Source organism: Bradyrhizobium barranii subsp. apii, assembly GCF_011516635.5.
GTDB lineage: Bacteria > Pseudomonadota > Alphaproteobacteria > Rhizobiales > Xanthobacteraceae > Bradyrhizobium > Bradyrhizobium barranii.
Map to the genome: position 1 here is coordinate 6,481,145 of NZ_CP096255.1, position 19,085 is coordinate 6,500,229.

General features: G+C 63.1%; 9 protein-coding genes. 1 reads left to right on the forward strand and 8 read right to left on the reverse strand.

Features of this window, described 5'->3' with window-relative positions:
* Positions 1-6: 6 nt before the first annotated feature.
* The 4 genes from tuf to rpsL are packed head-to-tail and all read right to left on the reverse strand — an operon-like array spanning position 7 to position 4,198.
* Positions 7-1,197, reverse strand: coding sequence for an elongation factor Tu (gene tuf / locus HAP41_RS31035; RefSeq protein ID WP_063982577.1), 1,191 nt, complete (start codon positions 1,195-1,197; stop codon positions 7-9).
* Positions 1,198-1,237: 40 nt separating this feature from the next.
* The gene (gene fusA / locus HAP41_RS31040; protein WP_166092849.1) at positions 1,238-3,310 is read right to left on the reverse strand and encodes an elongation factor G; all 2,073 of its coding nucleotides are present in this window, start codon (positions 3,308-3,310) and stop codon (positions 1,238-1,240) included.
* A gap of 30 nt (positions 3,311-3,340) precedes the next feature.
* Positions 3,341-3,811 carry a 30S ribosomal protein S7 gene (gene rpsG, locus HAP41_RS31045; RefSeq protein WP_063982575.1) on the reverse strand — a complete coding sequence of 157 codons (471 nt, stop codon included), beginning with the start codon at positions 3,809-3,811 and terminating at the stop codon, positions 3,341-3,343.
* Positions 3,812-3,826: 15 nt separating this feature from the next.
* Positions 3,827-4,198: a 30S ribosomal protein S12 gene (gene rpsL / locus HAP41_RS31050; RefSeq protein WP_166092826.1), complete on the reverse strand. Its 372-nt coding sequence runs from the start codon at positions 4,196-4,198 to the stop codon at positions 3,827-3,829.
* 683 nt (positions 4,199-4,881) lie between these two features.
* On the opposite strand from rpsL, the gene HAP41_RS31055 reads away from it, so the two are divergent.
* Positions 4,882-6,135, forward strand: coding sequence for an FAD-dependent oxidoreductase (locus tag HAP41_RS31055; protein ID WP_166092819.1), 1,254 nt, complete (start codon positions 4,882-4,884; stop codon positions 6,133-6,135).
* Here the strand turns inward: HAP41_RS31055 and HAP41_RS31060 are convergent.
* The 4 genes from HAP41_RS31060 to rpoB all read right to left on the reverse strand — a co-directional run bounded on the left by HAP41_RS31060 (position 6,048) and on the right by rpoB (position 18,914).
* Complete coding sequence (locus HAP41_RS31060) at positions 6,048-8,081, reverse strand: ABC transporter ATP-binding protein (protein WP_166092815.1); 2,034 nt, start codon at positions 8,079-8,081, stop codon at positions 6,048-6,050. The two genes, HAP41_RS31055 and HAP41_RS31060, sit on opposite strands and share 88 nt — an antisense overlap.
* A 132-nt stretch (positions 8,082-8,213) precedes the next feature.
* On the reverse strand, positions 8,214-10,277 hold the full coding sequence (locus HAP41_RS31065; RefSeq protein ID WP_166092811.1) for an FAD-dependent oxidoreductase: 2,064 nt from the start codon (positions 10,275-10,277) through the stop codon (positions 8,214-8,216).
* A 192-nt stretch (positions 10,278-10,469) separates the two neighbouring features.
* The gene (gene rpoC, locus HAP41_RS31070; protein WP_071912831.1) at positions 10,470-14,666 is read right to left on the reverse strand and encodes a DNA-directed RNA polymerase subunit beta'; all 4,197 of its coding nucleotides are present in this window, start codon (positions 14,664-14,666) and stop codon (positions 10,470-10,472) included.
* Positions 14,667-14,795: 129 nt separating this feature from the next.
* Positions 14,796-18,914, reverse strand: coding sequence for a DNA-directed RNA polymerase subunit beta (gene rpoB, locus HAP41_RS31075; protein ID WP_085405453.1), 4,119 nt, complete (start codon positions 18,912-18,914; stop codon positions 14,796-14,798).
* Positions 18,915-19,085: the final 171 nt, after the last annotated feature.

The following is a 19,085-nucleotide window of genomic DNA, read 5'->3' on the forward strand; positions in this document are numbered from 1 at the left end:
TCGTAATTACTCGATGATCGAGGCGACGACGCCGGCGCCGACGGTGCGGCCACCCTCGCGGATCGCGAAACGGAGCTTCTCTTCCATCGCGATCGGCACGATCAGGTGCACTTCCATCGCGATGTTGTCGCCCGGCATCACCATCTCGGTGCCTTCCGGCAGATGCACGACACCGGTCACGTCGGTGGTGCGGAAGTAGAACTGCGGACGGTAGTTGGTGAAGAACGGGGTGTGGCGGCCGCCCTCTTCCTTGGTGAGGATGTAGGCCTCAGCCTTGAACTTGGTGTGCGGCTTGACCGAACCCGGCTTGCACAGCACCTGGCCGCGCTCGACGTCCTCGCGCTTGGTGCCGCGGAGCAGCGCACCGATGTTGTCGCCGGCCTGGCCCTGATCGAGCAGCTTGCGGAACATTTCGACGCCCGTGACCGTGGTCTTCTGCGTGGCGCGCAGACCGACGATCTCGATTTCCTCGCCGACCTTGACGATGCCGCGCTCGACACGGCCGGTCACGACGGTGCCGCGGCCCGAGATCGAGAACACGTCTTCAACCGGCATCAGGAAGGGCTGGTCGACCGGACGCTCCGGCTGCGGAATGTACTCGTCGACATTCTTCATCAGCTCGAGGATGGCGTCATGGCCGAGCTTCTTGTCGGAATCTTCGAGAGCGGCGAGCGCCGAACCCTTGATGATCGGGATCTTGTCGCCCGGGAAGTCGTACTTCGAGAGCAGCTCGCGGACTTCGAGCTCGACGAGCTCGAGGAGTTCCGGATCGTCGACCATGTCGCACTTGTTGAGGAACACGACGAGCGCGGGCACGCCGACCTGGCGGGCGAGCAGGATGTGCTCGCGGGTCTGCGGCATCGGGCCGTCAGCGGCCGACACGACCAGGATCGCACCGTCCATCTGGGCGGCGCCGGTGATCATGTTCTTCACGTAGTCGGCGTGGCCGGGGCAGTCGACGTGGGCATAGTGGCGGTTCTTGGTCTCGTACTCGACGTGCGCCGTCGAGATCGTGATGCCGCGCGCCTTCTCTTCCGGCGCCTTGTCGATCTGGTCGTACGCCGTGAACGTCGCACCGCCGGTCTCGGCGAGGATCTTGGTGATCGCAGCCGTCAACGACGTCTTGCCATGGTCGACGTGACCGATGGTGCCGATGTTGCAGTGCGGTTTGTTACGTTCAAACTTTGCTTTGGCCATTTGACTCTCCGTTCAATCGTCAGTTCGAGACCGACGACAATCAGGCAAACTTCTTCTGGACTTCTGCCGACACATTGGCCGGCGCTTCTGCGTAGTGGTCGAACTGCATGGTGAAGGTCGCGCGACCCTGGCTCATCGAGCGCAGGTTGTTCACGTACCCGAACATGTTCATGAGCGGCACCATCGCGTTGATGACGTTGGCGTTGCCGCGCATGTCCTGCCCCTGGATCTGACCGCGCCGGGAATTCAGGTCGCCGATGACCGAGCCGGTGTAGTCTTCCGGGGTCACCACTTCGACCTTCATGATCGGCTCGAGCAGGACGGACTTGCCCTTCTGCAGCGCTTCGCGGAATGCCGCGCGCGATGCGATTTCGAAGGCGAGCGCCGACGAGTCGACGTCGTGGTACTTGCCGTCGACGAGCTGAACCTTGACGTCGACCACGGGGAAGCCCGCGACGACACCAGAGCCCATCACGCTGTTGAGGCCCTTTTCGACGCCGGGGATGTATTCCTTCGGAACCGCACCGCCGACGATCTTGGACTCGAACTCGTAGCCCTTGCCGGGCTCGTTCGGCTCGACCACGATCGACACTTCCGCGAACTGACCGGTACCGCCGGTCTGCTTCTTGTGGGTGTACTTGACCTCGGCCTTCTTGGTGACGCGCTCACGGAACGCAACCTGCGGCGCGCCGATGTTGGCGTCGACCTTGTAGGTACGCCTGAGGATGTCGACCTTGATGTCGAGATGGAGTTCGCCCATGCCCTTGAGGATGGTCTGGCCGGACTCCTGGTCGGTCGACACGCGGAAGGACGGATCCTCCGCGGCGAGCTTCGCCAGCGCCACGCCCAGCTTTTCCTGGTCGGCCTTGGACTTCGGCTCGATCGCGATCTCGATGACCGGCTCGGGGAATTCCATCTTCTCCAGGATCACCTGCTTGTCGGGATCGCACAGCGTGTCACCGGTGCGCGCTTCCTTCAGGCCGGCCAGTGCGACGATGTCGCCGGCATAGGCTTCCTTGATGTCCTCGCGGTTGTTCGCATGCATCAGCAGCATGCGCCCGATGCGCTCCTTCTTCTCGCGCGTCGAGTTCACGACACCGGTGCCGCTCTGCAGGACGCCGGAGTAGATGCGGCAGAAGGTGATGGTGCCGACGAACGGGTCGTCCATGATCTTGAACGCGAGCAGCGCGAGCGGCTCCTTGTCGTCGGCCTTGCGCACGACCTCGTTGCCGCGGTCGTCGGTGCCCTTGATCGCCGGCACGTCGATCGGCGACGGCAGATAGTCGACGACGGCGTCGAGCAGCGGCTGCACACCCTTGTTCTTGAAGGCCGAGCCGCACAGCACGGGATAGAACGCGCCGGTCAGCACCGCCTTGCGGATCAGCCGCTTCAGCGTCGCTTCATCCGGCTCGTTGCCGTCGAGGAAGGCGGCCAATGCGTCATCGTCGAGCTCGACGGCGGCTTCCACCATCTTCTCGCGGTATTCCTTGGCCTGCTCGACCATATCTTCCGGGATGTCGACATAGTCGAACTTCGCGCCGAGCGATTCATCGTTCCAGATGATGCCCTGCATCTTCACGAGGTCGACGAGACCCTTGAAGTTGTTCTCGGCACCGATCGGAAGCTGGATCGCGATCGGCTTGGCGCCGAGGCGGTCAACGATGTCGGCCAGACACTTGAAGAAGTCGGCACCCGTCTTGTCCATCTTGTTGGCGAAGACGATGCGCGGAACCTTGTACTTGTCGCCCTGGCGCCAGACGGTCTCGGTCTGGGGCTCGACGCCCTGGTTCGAGTCGAGCACGCAGACGGCGCCGTCGAGCACGCGCAGCGAACGCTCGACTTCAATGGTGAAGTCGACGTGGCCGGGGGTGTCGATGATGTTCAGGCGCTTGCCGGCCCAGAAGGCGGTGGTTGCAGCCGAGGTGATCGTGATGCCACGCTCCTGCTCCTGCTCCATCCAGTCCATCGTCGCGGCACCTTCGTGCACTTCGCCGATCTTGTGGCTCTTGCCGGTGTAATAGAGGATGCGCTCGGTGGTCGTGGTCTTGCCGGCATCGATATGCGCCATGATACCGAAATTGCGGTAGTTCTCTATGGCATGAACGCGAGGCATGGGCTGATCCTTAGATTCCGTGTTTCGCCGTTACCAGCGATAGTGCGAGAAGGCGCGGTTGGCTTCCGCCATCCGGTGCACGTCTTCGCGCTTCTTGACGGCGTTGCCGCGGTTGTTCGAGGCGTCGAGCAGCTCAGCCGAGAGCCGCTCGGTCATCGTCTTCTCGTTGCGATCGCGCGCGGCCGAGATCAGCCAGCGGATGCCCAGCGCCTGACGGCGCACCGAACGAACTTCGACCGGCACCTGGTAGGTCGCGCCGCCGACGCGGCGGGAGCGCACTTCGATCGTCGGCATGACGTTCTCGAGTGCCTGCTCGAACACGCCGAGGGGGCTCTGCTTGGTCTTGGCTTCGATGATGCCGAACGCACCGTAGACGATGCCTTCGGCGACCGACTTCTTGCCGGCGTACATCACCGAGTTCATGAACTTCGTGACGATGATGTTCCCGAACTTCGGATCGGGAAGAACTTCGCGCTTTTCCGCTGAGTGGCGACGAGACATTGAGCTGGTTCCCGCTTACTTCGGACGCTTCGCGCCGTACTTCGAACGACGCTGCTTACGGTTCTTGACGCCCTGGGTATCCAGAACGCCGCGGACGATGTGGTAGCGCACGCCGGGCAAGTCCTTGACGCGGCCGCCGCGGATCATGACCACCGAGTGCTCCTGGAGGTTATGACCTTCGCCGGGGATGTAGCCGATCACCTCGAAGCCGTTCGTCAGGCGCACCTTGGCGACCTTACGAAGCGCCGAGTTCGGCTTCTTCGGGGTCGTGGTGTAGACGCGGGTGCAAACACCACGCTTCTGCGGCGACTGCTGCAGCGCCGGCACCTTCTTGCGCGACTTCTGCACTTCACGCGGTTGAGCGATCAGCTGGTTGATCGTCGGCATCCTGGCCTTACCCTTTGTTCTGCCGCGGTCCCTTCCGGGTCCGCTGTCTTGGCGCGGCCCGTTGCCGGATCCGCAATTCTTTTCGGGCCACCCGCCCGACGAGGTCGCCTCGCACGGAACAATCCGCACAAAGCGAAATTGCGCCAACCGCTCCATCACCGAGCGGAAAGCGTTACGACGCCACAGAGGACCGCAGTTTCAGGCCAATCAGCATAAAGCTGCGGCCCGCGCACCGAGGTCATGCATCCGAATTCGATCTCAAGAGAACGAGCTCAAGAGACCTAAAATCGCACTGGCATTGCCTAGCTATGATCGACAGCGTTTGAGCGGCATTCGTCGAGGTTGGTGCCCGTCTTAGCGATCCCTGAGGATCAGATCCCTGGAGATCAACGGGTGGCCCGTTCCGACGCTGGCGATGCTCACCGCCTGTCGTTAAGTGAGGCGCTTTCTATAAGTGAGAGTCGGCCAAGTCAAGGTGAAACGACAGTCAGAAAACGCTTCTGCCACCTGACGAAATCGCTGTTTACCCGCACTCACCGCGCCTGCCGGATATGGGGACCGGACGCCTGTTCCGCCAGCCCAAAAACAATTTATACCCGGGTTAAATGTACTTTTATAACCCTTGCTAAGGCTTTTTTTCCTGTTGATGCGTCAATCTGACGCCTGCGGCAGAGATTTGCACCATGCGGTACACCGACATTGCCATTATCGGCGGGGGATTATCCGGCTCGACCGCCGCCGCAATGCTCGGCCGCGCCGGCATTTCGACGGTGCTGATCGACCCGCATGAGAGCTATCCGGCGGACTTTCGAGTCGAAAAACTCAGTGGTCACGTCCAGGTCGAGCGATTCCTGAAGACCGGAATCGGAGAATCGGTGCTGCGCCGCGCGACTTTTGCCGGCGAAAACTGGATCGCCCGATTCGGCCGGTTGCTCGACAAGGCGCCGAGTCGGCAGTTCAACATCCTCTACGATTCGCTCGTCAACGCCGTCCGCGACGAGATCCCTGCCGGCGTCGAGCGCATCTGCGCCAAGGCGGTCTCGCTCGAGACGAGCCCGGAGCGGCAAAAGATCACGCTCGCCAATGAGGAGACGATCTCGGCCCGGCTGGTCGTGCTCGCCAACGGTCTGAACGTCGGCCTGCGCCACCAGCTCGGCATCGCGCGAAAAGTCATCAGCGCCTGCCATTCGATCTCGATCGGGTTCGACGTGGTGCCGGCGGGGCGGAATTCGTTCGACTTCCCGGCACTGACCTATTTCTCGGAACGGCCGAGCGACCGAATCCCCTACATCACGCTGTTTCCGACCGGTCCGCGGATGCGCGCCAATCTGTTCGTCTATCGCGGCGTCGACGACCCATGGCTGCGCGAGCTGCGCCGCGCGCCAGCCGAGACGCTGAACGCCGCCCTGCCCCGGCTCAAGCGCATCACCGGCGCCTTCGACATCGCCGGCGAGATCAAGATCCGTCCGATCGACCTCTATGTGAACGACGCAAGCGGCCAGCCCGGCCTCGTGCTGGTGGGCGATGCGTTCTCGACCTCCTGCCCCGCCGCCGGCACCGGCTGTGACAAGGTCTTCACCGACGTCGAGCGGCTCTGCAACGTCCATATCCCGGATTGGCTCGCCTCCGACGGGATGGATACGGACAAGATCGCCACCTTCTACGCCGATCCGGTCAAGCGGGCCTGCGACGAATGGTCGGCGGCGAAGGCGTTCGAGTTCCGCTCCGTCTCGACCGCGACGAGTCCCTACTGGACCGCGCAGCGCTGGGCGCGCTTCATCGCTTGGTCAGTTCAAGGCTTGCTGCGGCCGCTCGGAGGAGCAATTCATCTGGAGCCGAACTTCCTCGGTCACGCCTCCTCGTCGTCCTCGTCCTCATCATCCTCGTCAAGGTCGTCGTCATCCTCGTCGTCATCGTCGCTGTCGTCATCGGCCTGAGCCACAGCGCCATGCGGCTGGTGGATCTGGTCGTTCCACAGCTTGCGATAGGTGCCGTTCCTGGCGAGCAGCTCGGCATGCGAGCCGCGCTCGATCGCCCTGCCCCCTGAGATCACGATGATCTCGTCCATCTCGACCACGGAGGTCAGGCGATGGGTCGACCAGATCATGGTGCGCCCCTTCGCGACCTTCAGCAGCGTACGGTTGATCGCGGCCTCGGTGGTCTGGTCGAGCGCCGAGGTGGCTTCGTCCAGCAGCAGCACGGAAGGGTTACGGATGACCGCGCGCGCAATCGCGATGCGCTGGCGCTGGCCGCCCGACAGCGTATCGCCGCGCTCGCCGACCGGCGTGTCGTAGCGCTGCGGCAGGCTCATGATGTAGCGGTGGATCTCGGCCTTCTTGGCGGCGTTCTCCACCTCCTCGTCGGTCGCGCCTTCCTTGCCGAGCCGGATGTTCTCGCGAATCGACATGTTGAACAGCATGTTCTCCTGGAACACCACCGCCATGCTCCGGCGCAGCGAATCCAGCGTCACCTTGCGGACGTCGACGCCGTCGATGGCGACGCGCCCCTCGTTGGGCACGTACAGCCGCAGGATCAGATTGAGCAGCGTGCTCTTGCCGGAGCCCGAGGGGCCGACGATGGCGATGCGCTTGCCGGCGTTGAGCTTGAGGCTGAGATTGTCCAGCACCGGCGTCTGGCTGCCTTCGTACTGGAACGTCACGTGGTCGAAGGTGATGTCGTTGGTGATGCGCGGCAGATCGGGCGCGCCCGGACGATCGGCGCCGCGCGTCGGCTCGTCCAGCAGCTCCTGCATGTGGCGGATCGCGGCGGCCGAGGAGATCGACACCGGGATGAAGTGCATCACGTGGGCGATGTTGTAGGAGACCTCCCAGAACGCGCTCTCGAAGGTGACGAAGGTGCCGATGGTGATCTGGCCCTTGGTCGCCAGATAGGCGCCGATCGCGAGCACGACGAGGTGCAGCAGCAGCACCGAAATGGTGACCGTCCGCTCCACCATGGTCGACAGGAACGCAGCGGAAGCGATCTTGCGGCGGGTCTCGTCGTTGCGGAAGCTGAAGAAGCCGAACATCTTGCGTTGCAGGCTGAACGCCTTGATCACGGCCTGCGCGGCCACGCTCTCCTGCACCATGCCGAGCAGCGCGCTCTCGTTCTGCTTCTGCTCGTAATTGGCCTGCACCGCCTTCGGGGTGAGGATGCGCGGCCCGATCAGCGTGATCGGGAACACCAGCAGCGCGACCGCGGCGAGCTGCCAGTTCAGGAACAACATCAGGATGATGCCGGCGATCAATTCCAGGAACGGCAGCGCCGCACTGTTGGCGAAGGTCTTGACCGAGCCCTCGAAGGCCGAAAGGTCGACGGAAAAGCGCGACAGGATCTCGCCGCGCTTGGTGCGGCCGAAATAGGCCGCCGGCAGGTCCTGGACGTGCTCGAACACGCGCTTGCGGACGTCGGAGATGATGCAGGCAGCCAGCCTGGCGTCCCAGCGCTCGTACCAGACCGCCACGATCGAGGTGAAGATGCCGGCGACCGCGAGCACGCCGAGGATCCTGTAGAGCGCCTGGAAATCCTCCTCACCGAGCGCGTCGTCGATCAGGTACTTCAGGCTGAGCGGCATGATGACGTTGAACAGCGTCTCGACGCAGACGCCGAACGCCACGAATGACAGCATCCGCTTGTAGTTGGACAGGAACGGCTTGACGAAACCCAGGATGGTCGCGAGCGCGCCTGCGGCCTCGCGCGCGGTAAAGACGACGAGCTCCTCGTCCTCATCGTCGTCGTCGAGCTCCAGCTCGTCATCTTCTTCGTCTTCGTCGTCCTCGTCGTCTTCGAGGTCCGCCTTGACGGGGACAAGCTTGTCGTCGAGCTCGGCCGCCTCTTCCGTGGCGAGTTTCTGTTTGTCGGGCGGGAGGGGCTTGGACGCCATGAAACCAACCGATGCTGACGGCCGGCATGACCGCGGAGAAAGCAGGAAATAGCGGCAACCGCTATCGCACCGATTCTATGCGATCATGACGAATTCGGCAAAGCAATTGGCTAGGCCGGTCCGATCCTGTCTCTAGTCGTCGTCCTCGTCCTCGACCTTGTCGAAGAAGGAATAACGCAGGCTGTCGGCGTCGGCGTACCACTGGCCCGGGCCCTTGTTGGCGGCAAGCGTCGCCTCCCAGAGCGCATCGGTGCAGTCCTTGCGATGCATCGACAGGTCGAAGCCGTTGCCGAAGAACAGCTCGGACCATTCCCACCAGGTGCCGAGCTTCTTGACGCCGCGCAGCAGGTCGTAGCGGTCGATCACCACCGAAGCCATGTCCGAGGTGATCGAGCCGAACACGAGGCCGGTCTTGACCACGCGGTTCAGTTCGCGGATCGCGCGGACCACCTGCTTCGGGGAAACATGGCAGAGGCTGGTCTCGAACACGAAGTCGAAGGCGCCGTCCTTGAACGGCATGTCGGTGATCGAGCCGAGCTTGTTGTATTTCTTCAGCGCCTTCGGCGTCCTGGCGTGGATGGCGCGGTTGTTCTCGATGCCGAAGGCGTCGATGCCGCGGTCGCGCAGCGCGCCCACCAGTTCGCCGCTGGCCGAGCCCGCGACCAACAGCTTGGCGCCCCTGGCCTTGCCCCAGACGATGCCGATCAGCTTGGTGAGATAATCGGGATCGGTGAAGTGGTGCCAGGCGTCGCTGTAGGGACCGAGGCCGCGATAGTTCTCGAAATAGTCGCGGTCGATCTTGTCCGAGACCGGCTCGCCCTCCTCCTGTGCGCGCTCGCGGCGCAGGCGCATCATCTCGGTCAGGATGATGTCGGTCGCCGCGTCCGAGGAGTCGAGCAGACCGTTCAGCGTGGAGTCGAACAGATAATCGCCGACCACCACGATGCCGGGATGCTCCTTCGGCTCCGGCCGGTGATTGGTCATGACGTCGCGCACGGGCAGACCGCCGGGGATGGCGTTCACCGACGACAGCCAGCGGTGGATCTTGCCTTCCACGAAATGCGAACGCGCATCGCCGAGCGAGGCGGGCAGCGATTTCAGTGCGGCGTCGATCAGCTCCTGATCCGACAGATTGGCGAAGGCCAGCGCGTCGGAGCCGGGAATCAGCCAGTTCAGCACGCCGTGCTTGCCGATGTCATGACGCGCGCCCTCGTTGTAGACGCAGCAGCCGCCGAAGGCTTCCGACATGAACCAGGCGCCGGAAATCTTCTCGCCCCAGAACGGCGCGTCGAACAGGATCGAGACGCGCAGATAGTGCGCGGGCCGATCGAAATAAGAGACGTGCTTGACCATCGACTTGCGGAGCTGCTCGCCTTCCCAGCCCATGGTCGCGAGCCACGAATGCGGCAGGCAGACCAGCACGAGGTCGAAGTCGCGCGTCTCCGGCCCCTTGCCGTTCATCATCTTCAGCTGGTAGCGGCCGGTCGGCGCCTTGCCGACGGTGAGCACGCGGTGATTGAGTTGGATGTCGGCGTTGACCTCCGACTGCAGGCACTCGATCAGCTGCTCGTTGCCGTTCTGTATGGAATAGAGGCCGATATAGCCGTCGACATCCATCAGGTAGTTCTTGAGCGCGTTGAGCCCGTTGGTGTTGTGGCTTTCGGTCGCGATGTCGGAGCGCGCCATCACCTTGAAGAAACGCTTTGCGGTTTCGTCCTCGACCTCCTCGTCGAGCACCTGCTCGGCGGTCTTGTAGGCCCAGGGATTCTCGTTGTCGTGCGCGCCGACGCCCTCGTAATATTCGATCGGCGTCATCGCCTCGGCGCAGCGGTTCCGGAACGCCTCGATCGCAGCCGCAGTCTTGGCGCCGTATTTGCGGCGCATGCCCGCGACGTCGTTGAGGAGCTCGCCGCCGAACTGCACCTGCTCGGCGTCCATCGGAATGGTCTGAAGTCCGAAATGCTGGATCAGCTCGCGCAGCGGATCGGGACCCGTCATCGAGTAGTCGTAGATCTCGGCAACGCCGGCCTCGTACATCGCCGGCGCGGAATCGAATTTGCGCGTGACGATCTTGCCGCCGAGCCGGTCGGAGGCCTCGTAGATGGTGATGCGGCAGAGGTCGCCGAGCTTACGTTTCAAGTACCAGGCGCTCATCAGCCCGCCGGGGCCGCCGCCTACGATTGCGAGATCAAGCATATGAGTTCCGTGGTCTCCGGCCCTGCCCCCGTCACGGGACCACCGGTCTAACTTCCCTTAGCAGAAGCGCTTTTGCGCCTGAAGGAAAGATGAACAAAGGTTGATCCTGCACCGCAACAGGCAAACAAAGCAGCAAAAAGGCCGGCTTGCGCCGGCCTTTTCATTGTCCTCGGTATTCCTACGGATGAACGATTATTCCGCAGGAGGCAGCGCAGGAAGCTCCGCTTCCGGCGCGGGCGACACGACGGCCGCCTGCTTCTCGCGCTCGTCCAGGATCAGCTTGTCGCGCTTCATCGCGACTTCGCGGATCTTGGCCATGGAGGCGCCGGTGCCCGCCGGGATCAGCCGGCCGACGATGACGTTCTCCTTGAGACCTTCGAGCGGATCGACCTTGCCGTTGACCGCCGCTTCCGTGAGGACGCGGGTGGTCTCCTGGAACGAGGCCGCCGAGAAGAAGGAGCGGGTCTGGAGGCTCGCCTTGGTGATGCCGAGCAGAACCGGCGTTCCCGTAGCGATCTTCTTGCCCTCTTCCTTCGCCTTCTCGTTGAGCGCGTCGAACTCGATCTTGTCGACCTGCTCGCCGGAGATCATGTCCGTATCGCCCTGGTCGGTGACTTCCACCTTCTGGAGCATCTGACGGACAATCACCTCGATGTGCTTGTCGTTGATGAGCACGCCCTGGAGCCGGTAGACTTCCTGGATCTCGTTGACCAGATAGGCCGCAAGCTCCTCGATGCCCTTGACCGCCAGGATGTCGTGCGGCGCCGGGTTGCCTTCGACGATGAAGTCGCCCTTTTCGACGACGTCGCCGTCCTGAAGGTGGATGTGCTTACCCTTCGGGATCAGGTACTCGCGTGCCTCGTCGGTCTTGTCCATCGGCTCGATCGAGATGCGACGCTTGTTCTTGTAGTCGCGTCCGAACCGGATGGTGCCCGAGATTTCGGCGATGATCGCCGCATCCTTCGGACGCCGTGCCTCGAACAGTTCCGCCACCCGCGGCAGACCGCCGGTGATGTCACGCGTCTTGGCGCTTTCGGTCGAGACACGGGCGAGGATGTCGCCCGTATTGACCTTGGCTCCGACGTCGACCGAGAGAATGGCGTCGACCGACAGCATGTAGCGGGCATCGCCGCCACGGGCGAGCTTGAGCACCTTGCCGTCCTTGCCCTTGACCACGATGGCCGGACGGAGGTCCGCGCCGCCGCGGGTCGAGCGCCAGTCGATGACCACGCGCTTGGCGATACCGGTGGCCTCGTCAAGCGTTTCCGAGATCGACTGCCCCTCGACCAGATCCTCGAAGCCGATGGTACCTTCGACTTCGGTGAGCAGCGGACGGGTGTAGGGATCCCACTCGACGATGCGCTGGCCGCGCTTGACGGTGTCGCCCTCGTCGACGTGCAGGCGCGAACCGTACTGGATACGGTGCGTCGCACGCTCGGTGCCGTCGGCATCGACGATCGCGATCACCATGTTGCGGACCATCGCGACCAGGTGACCTTCGCTGTTGCGGGCGATGGCCTTGTTCCGGATCACGATCTTGCCGTCGAAGTTGGATTCGACGAACGACTGCTCGTTGAGCTGCGCCGCACCACCGATGTGGAAGGTGCGCATGGTCAGCTGGGTGCCGGGCTCGCCGATCGACTGCGCCGCGATGACGCCGACGGCTTCACCGTGGTTGACCGGCGTGCCGCGGGCGAGGTCGCGGCCGTAGCACATGCCGCAGATGCCGTTGACGAGCTCGCAGGTCAGTGCCGAGCGGATCTTCACCTCCTGCACGCCACCCTGGTGGATGGCATCCAGATGGCTCTCTTCCATCAGCGTACCGCGCTTGATGATCACCTTGCCCGAGCTGTCACGCACGTCTTCGCAGGCCGTACGGCCGAGGATGCGCGAGCCGAGCGAGGCAACCACGGTGCCGGCATCGACGATGGCGCGCATCTTGATGCCGAGCTTGGTGCCGCAGTCGTTCTGCGTGATGATGCAGTCCTGCGCCACGTCGACGAGACGACGGGTCAGGTAGCCCGAGTTCGCGGTCTTCAACGCGGTGTCCGCGAGGCCCTTACGGGCGCCGTGGGTCGAGTTGAAGTACTCGAGCACCGAGAGGCCTTCCTTGAAGTTCGAGATGATCGGCGTCTCGATGATCTCACCCGACGGCTTGGCCATCAGGCCGCGCATGCCGGCGAGCTGGCGCATCTGGGCCGGCGAACCGCGGGCACCGGAGTGAGCCATCATGTAGATCGAGTTGATGTCGGCATCCGCCCCGCTCGCCGTCTTCTTGGTCGAGGAGATCTCCTTCATCATCGCCTTGGCGATTTCTTCCGTGGCCTTCGACCAGGCGTCGACGACCTTGTTGTACTTCTCGCCATGGGTGATCAGACCGTCGTTGTACTGCTGCTCGAAATCCTTCGCCAGCGTACGGGTGGTGTCGACGATCTTCCACTTGGAGTGCGGCACAACCATGTCGTCCTTGCCGAACGAGATGCCGGCCTTGAACGCGTTGTAGAAGCCGAGCGCCATGATGCGGTCGCAGAAGATCACAGTCTCCTTCTGGCCGCAGTGACGGTAGACCTGGTCGATCACGCCCGAGATTTCGCGCTTGGTCATCAGCTTGTTGATGATCTCGTACGAAATCCGCGGGTTCTTCGGCAGCAGGTTGCCGAGCATGACGCGGCCCGCGGTGGTCTCGATCCAGCGCGTCGAGACCTTGCCGGTCTCGTCCATGCCCTGCCACCGATACTTGATCTTGGTGTGGAGGTGGATGACCTTCGCGTGCAGCGCGTGCTCGAGCTCGGCCATGTCGCCGAAGATCTTGCCCTCGCCGGGCAGACCTTCGCGCATGATCGAGACGTAGTAGAGACCGAGCACGATGTCCTGCGATGGCACGATGATCGGCTGGCCGTTCGCCGGATGCAGGATGTTGTTGGTCGACATCATCAGGACGCGCGCTTCCAGCTGCGCCTCGAGCGACAGCGGAACGTGCACGGCCATCTGGTCGCCGTCGAAGTCGGCGTTGAACGCGGCGCAGACCAGCGGATGCAGCTGGATCGCCTTGCCCTCGATCAGCACGGGCTCGAACGCCTGAATGCCGAGACGATGCAGCGTCGGTGCGCGGTTGAGCAGCACCGGATGCTCGCGGATGACCTCGTCCAGGATGTCCCAGACCTCGGGCCGCTCCTTCTCGACCAGCTTCTTCGCCTGCTTCACGGTGGTGGACAGGCCCTTGGCGTCAAGCCGCGAGTAGATGAACGGCTTAAACAGCTCGAGCGCCATCTTCTTCGGCAGGCCGCACTGATGCAGGCGCAGCTCGGGACCGACCACGATCACCGAACGGCCCGAATAGTCGACGCGCTTGCCGAGCAGGTTCTGACGGAAGCGGCCCTGCTTGCCCTTGAGCATGTCGGCGAGCGACTTCAGCGGACGCTTGTTGGCACCCGTGATGACACGGCCGCGGCGGCCGTTGTCGAACAGCGCATCGACCGCTTCCTGAAGCATGCGCTTCTCGTTGCGGATGATGATGTCGGGCGCGCGCAGCTCCATCAGCCGCTTCAAGCGGTTGTTGCGGTTGATGACACGGCGGTAGAGGTCGTTGAGGTCTGAGGTCGCGAAGCGGCCGCCGTCCAGCGGCACCAGCGGACGCAGGTCCGGCGGGATCACCGGAACCACGGTCATGATCATCCATTCCGGCTTATTGCCGGAGTGGCGGAACGCTTCCACGATCTTCAGGCGCTTGGCGAGCTTCTTGTGCTTGATGTCGGAGTCGGTCTCCTGCATCTCGAGGCGCAAGGTGGCTTCGAGCTTCTCGAGGTCCATGCCCTTGAGCAGCTCGCGGATCGCTTCCGCGCCGATCATGGCGGTGAAGGAATCCTGGCCGTACTCGTCCTGCGCCTTCAGATACTCGTCTTCCGACAGCAGCTGACGGTCCTTGAGCGCGGTGAGACCCGGCTCGAGCACGACGTAATATTCGAAGTAGAGAATCCGCTCGAGATCCTTCAGCGTCATATCCAGCAGAAGGCCGATGCGCGAGGGCAGCGACTTCAGGAACCAGATGTGGGCGACGGGGGCTGCGAGCTCGATATGGCCCATGCGCTCGCGCCGGACGCGCGACAGCGTGACCTCGACCGAGCACTTCTCGCAGATGATGCCCTTGTACTTCATGCGCTTGTACTTGCCGCACAAGCACTCGTAGTCCTTGATCGGCCCGAAGATGCGGGCGCAGAACAGGCCGTCGCGCTCGGGCTTGAAGGTACGGTAGTTGATGGTCTCCGGCTTCTTGATCTCGCCGTAGGACCAGGACAGAATCTTCTCAGGAGACGCGATCGAAATCCGGATCTGGTCGAAGACCTGAGCCGGAGTCGTCGGGTTGAAGAGATTCATAATTTCTTGGTTCATCGTCTTCTCCTCGCGTGCCGGTCGCCTACGGCCGCAAATTCGAAAATCACTCAATCGGGGCGCCCTGCCCTCAAGGCCTCGGGAGGGGCGCCGATGCCCGGCCGTGAAGGCCGGGCATGAAAGGTCGTATTACTCGGCTGCTTCCGACGTCGGCGCCGGTCCCACCTTGGAGTTGTGCAGGTCGACGTTGAGGCCGAGCGAGCGCATTTCCTTGACCAGCACGTTGAACGATTCCGGAATACCGGCCTCGAACGTGTCGTCGCCGCGGACGATCGCCTCGTACACCTTGGTACGGCCGGCGACGTCGTCCGACTTCACCGTCAGCATCTCCTGGAGCGTGTACGCCGCGCCGTAAGCCTCGAGCGCCCACACCTCCATTTCGCCGAAGCGCTGACCGCCGAACTGCGCCTTGCCGCCCAGCGGCTGCTGGGTGACGAGCGAGTACGGACCGATAGAACGCGCGTGGATCTTGTCGTCCACGAGATGGTGCAGCTTGAGCATGTAGATGTAGCCCACCGTCACCTTACGATCGAAGGCATCGCCGGTACGGCCGTCATAGACGGTCGACTGACCCGAAGCGTCGAGACCGGCAAGCTTCAGCATCTCCTCGATGTCGGCTTCCTTGGCGCCGTCGAACACCGGCGTCGCGATCGGCACGCCGCGGCTCAGATTGTGACCAAGCTCGATCAACTCGTTGTCGTTGAGCGACTTGATCGTCTCGTCCTCGCCGTAGACCTTCTTCAAGGTTTCCTTCAGCGGCTTGATGTCCTGCTTCGACAGATAGGCATCGACCGTCTGGCCGATACGCTTGCCGAGGCCGGCGCAAGCCCAGCCGAGATGGGTCTCGAGGATCTGTCCGACGTTCATGCGCGAGGGCACGCCGAGCGGATTGAGCACGATGTCGGCATGCGTGCCGTCTTCGAGGAACGGCATGTCCTCGATCGGCACGATCTTCGACACCACGCCCTTGTTGCCGTGGCGGCCGGCCATCTTGTCGCCGGGCTGGATCTTGCGCTTCACCGCGACGAAGACCTTGACCATCTTCATCACGCCGGGCGGCAATTCATCACCGCGCTGAAGCTTCTCGACCTTGTCGAGGAAGCGCTGTTCCAGCCCCTTCTTCGACTCGTCGTACTGCTTCCGCATGGCCTCGATCTCGGCCATCAGCTTGTCGTTCGGCGAAGCGAACAGCCACCACTGCGACTTCGGGTACTCCTCAAGCACCGCACGGGTGATCTTGGTGTCCTTCTTGAAGCCCTTCGGGCCCGCAATGCCCTGCCGTCCCTCGAGGAGCTCGGCAAGACGGTTGTAGACGTTGCGGTCCAGGATCGCCTGCTCGTCGTCGCGGTCCTTGGCCAGACGCTCGATCTCTTCCCGCTCGATCGCAAGCGCACGCTCGTCCTTGTCGACGCCGTGACGGTTGAACACGCGCACTTCCACAATCGTGCCCTGCACGCCCGGAGGAACGCGCAGCGAGGTGTCGCGAACGTCGGAGGCCTTTTCGCCGAAGATGGCGCGCAGAAGCTTTTCTTCCGGCGTCATCGGGCTTTCGCCCTTCGGCGTGATCTTTCCGACCAGGATGTCGCCGGCGCGCACTTCCGCGCCGATGTAGACGATACCGGCTTCGTCGAGGTTCTTCAGCGCTTCTTCCGAGACGTTCGGAATGTCGCGGGTGATTTCCTCAGGGCCGAGCTTGGTGTCGCGGGCCATCACCTCGAACTCCTCGATGTGGATCGAGGTGAAGACGTCTTCCTTCACGATCCGCTCGGAGAGCAGGATCGAATCTTCGAAGTTGTAGCCATTCCACGGCATGAACGCGACCAGCACGTTCCGCCCCAGAGCGAGTTCGCCGAGATCGGTCGAGGGACCGTCGGCGATAATGTCACCCTTCTTGACGATGTCGCCGACCTTCACCAGCGGACGCTGGTTGATGCAGGTCGACTGGTTGGAGCGCTGGTACTTCATCAGACGGTAGATATCGACGCCCGACTTGGTCGGATCGAGATCTTCCGTGGCGCGGATGACGACGCGGGTCGCGTCGATCTGGTCGATCACGCCCGAACGGCGCGCCGCGATCGCGGCACCCGAGTCACGCGCAACGACGCCTTCCATGCCGGTGCCGACGAACGGCGCCTCGGCGCGAACCAGCGGCACCGCCTGGCGCTGCATGTTCGAGCCCATCAGCGCGCGGTTGGCGTCGTCGTTCTCGAGGAACGGAATCAGCGCCGCGGCGACCGAAACGAGCTGCTTCGGCGACACGTCCATGTAGTCGACCTTGTCCGGCGTCACCGGCAAGACTTCGCCGGCGTGACGGCAGACCACGAGGTCCTCGGTGAAGCGGCCCTTCGGGTCGAGCGGCACGTTGGCCTGCGCGACCGTGTAGCGACCCTCTTCCATCGCCGAGAGGTACACGACCTCGTCGGTGACGCGACCGTCCTTGACCTTGCGGTACGGCGTCTCGACGAAGCCGTACTTGTTCACGCGCGCGAAGGTCGCGAGCGAGTTGATCAGGCCGATGTTCGGACCTTCCGGCGTCTCGATCGGGCAGATGCGGCCGTAATGCGTCGGATGCACGTCGCGCACCTCGAAGCCGGCGCGCTCGCGGGTCAGACCGCCCGGTCCAAGCGCCGAGAGGCGGCGCTTGTGGGTGATCTCCGACAGCGGGTTGGTCTGGTCCATGAACTGCGAGAGCTGCGAGGAACCGAAGAACTCGCGCACGGCGGCAGCCGCCGGCTTCGCGTTGATCAGGTCCTGCGGCATGACCGTGTCGATGTCGACCGAGGACATGCGCTCCTTGATCGCGCGCTCCATGCGCAGCAGGCCGATGCGGTACTGGTTCTCCATGAGCTCGCCGACCGAGCGCACACGGCGGTTGCCGAGATGGTCGATGTCGTCGATCTCGCCCTTGCCGTCGCGCAAATCCACCAGCGTCTTGATGACGGAGAGGATGTCTTCCTTGCGCAGCGTACGCTGGGTGTCGGGCGCATCGAGGTCGAGGCGCATGTTCATCTTGACGCGGCCGACCGCGGACAGGTCGTAGCGCTCGGCGTCGAAGAACAGCGACTGGAACATCGCCTGCGCCGAATCCAGCGTCGGCGGCTCGCCCGGACGCATCACGCGGTAGATGTCGAACAGCGCGTCCTCGCGCGTCATGTTCTTGTCGGCCGAGAGCGTGTTGCGGATATAGGCGCCGACATTGACGTGGTCGATGTCGAGCAGCGGCAGTTCCTTGTAGCCCTGCTCGTTGAGGGCCTTCATCGACTTGTCGGTGATCTCTTCACCGGCTTCCGCGTGGATCTCACCGGTCTTCGGGTTGACGAGGTCCTCGGCGAGATAGTTGCCGACGAGCTCCTCATCGGACAGCCGCAGCGCCTTCAGACCCTTCTCCTGCATCTGACGCGCACCGCGCACGGTGAGCTTCTTGCCGGCCTCGAGCACGACCTTGCCGGTGTCGGCGTCGATCAGGTCGTTGATGGTCGAGTAGCCGCGGAAACGGTTGGCGTCGAACGGAACGCGCCAGCCTTCCTTGGTCCGCTTGTAGAGAATCTTCTTGTAGAACGTGGACAGAATCGCCTCGCCGTCGAGGCCGAGCGCAAACATCAGCGACGTCACCGGAATCTTGCGGCGACGGTCGATACGCGCATAGACGATGTCCTTGGCGTCGAACTCGATGTCGAGCCAGGAGCCGCGATACGGGATGACGCGGGCGGCGAACAGCAGCTTGCCCGAGGAATGGGTCTTGCCCTTGTCGTGGTCGAAGAACACGCCGGGCGAACGGTGCATCTGCGAGACGATGACGCGCTCGGTGCCGTTGACGATGAAGGTGCCATTCATCGTCATGAGCGGGATGTCGCCCATGTAGACGTCCTGCTCCTTGATGTCCTTCACCGACTTCGCGCCGGTTTCCTCGTCGATATCGAACACGATGAGGCGCAGCGTCACCTTGAGGGGTGCCGCGAAGGTCATGCCGCGCTGGCGGCACTCGTCGACGTCGTATTTCGGCTGCTCGAACTCGTAGCGGACGAATTCCAGCATCGAGGTGCCCGAGAAGTCGGAGATCGGGAACACCGAGCGGAACACCGCCTGCAGGCCCTCGTCGAGACGCCCGCCCACGGGTTCGTCGACCATCAGGAACTGGTCATAGGACGCCTTCTGAACCTCGATGAGGTTCGGCATCTCGGCGACTTCCTTGATGTGTCCGAAGAACTTGCGAACGCGTTTGCGACCGGTGAATGTCTGCTGCGCCATCGTGGCCTCTCATTTCGTCGCCCGCTCCGGGCGCGCCGTCCAGGACGCGGTTGCCACCGCTCCCCGGGTTGAATTTTTCGAACCCGCTTTGGGGACCAAAAATCCAGTTTCAGGCCGTCATGTCCTGAATCTGTTCTTCAGACCTTCAAAACGCAAAACAACGCGCGGGGC

Excerpts from the sequence above, each read along its gene's own strand:
- tuf (WP_063982577.1), bottom strand. The coding sequence starts at position 1,197 with ATGGCCAAAGCAAAGTTTGAACGTAACAAACCGCACTGCAACATCGGC.
- fusA (WP_166092849.1), bottom strand. The coding sequence starts at position 3,310 with ATGCCTCGCGTTCATGCCATAGAGAACTACCGCAATTTCGGTATCATG.
- rpsG (WP_063982575.1), bottom strand. The coding sequence starts at position 3,811 with ATGTCTCGTCGCCACTCAGCGGAAAAGCGCGAAGTTCTTCCCGATCCG.
- rpsL (WP_166092826.1), bottom strand. The coding sequence starts at position 4,198 with ATGCCGACGATCAACCAGCTGATCGCTCAACCGCGTGAAGTGCAGAAG.
- HAP41_RS31055 (WP_166092819.1), top strand. The coding sequence starts at position 4,882 with ATGCGGTACACCGACATTGCCATTATCGGCGGGGGATTATCCGGCTCG.
- HAP41_RS31060 (WP_166092815.1), bottom strand. The coding sequence starts at position 8,081 with ATGGCGTCCAAGCCCCTCCCGCCCGACAAACAGAAACTCGCCACGGAA.
- HAP41_RS31065 (WP_166092811.1), bottom strand. The coding sequence starts at position 10,277 with ATGCTTGATCTCGCAATCGTAGGCGGCGGCCCCGGCGGGCTGATGAGC.
- rpoC (WP_071912831.1), bottom strand. The coding sequence starts at position 14,666 with ATGAACCAAGAAATTATGAATCTCTTCAACCCGACGACTCCGGCTCAG.
- rpoB (WP_085405453.1), bottom strand. The coding sequence starts at position 18,914 with ATGGCGCAGCAGACATTCACCGGTCGCAAACGCGTTCGCAAGTTCTTC.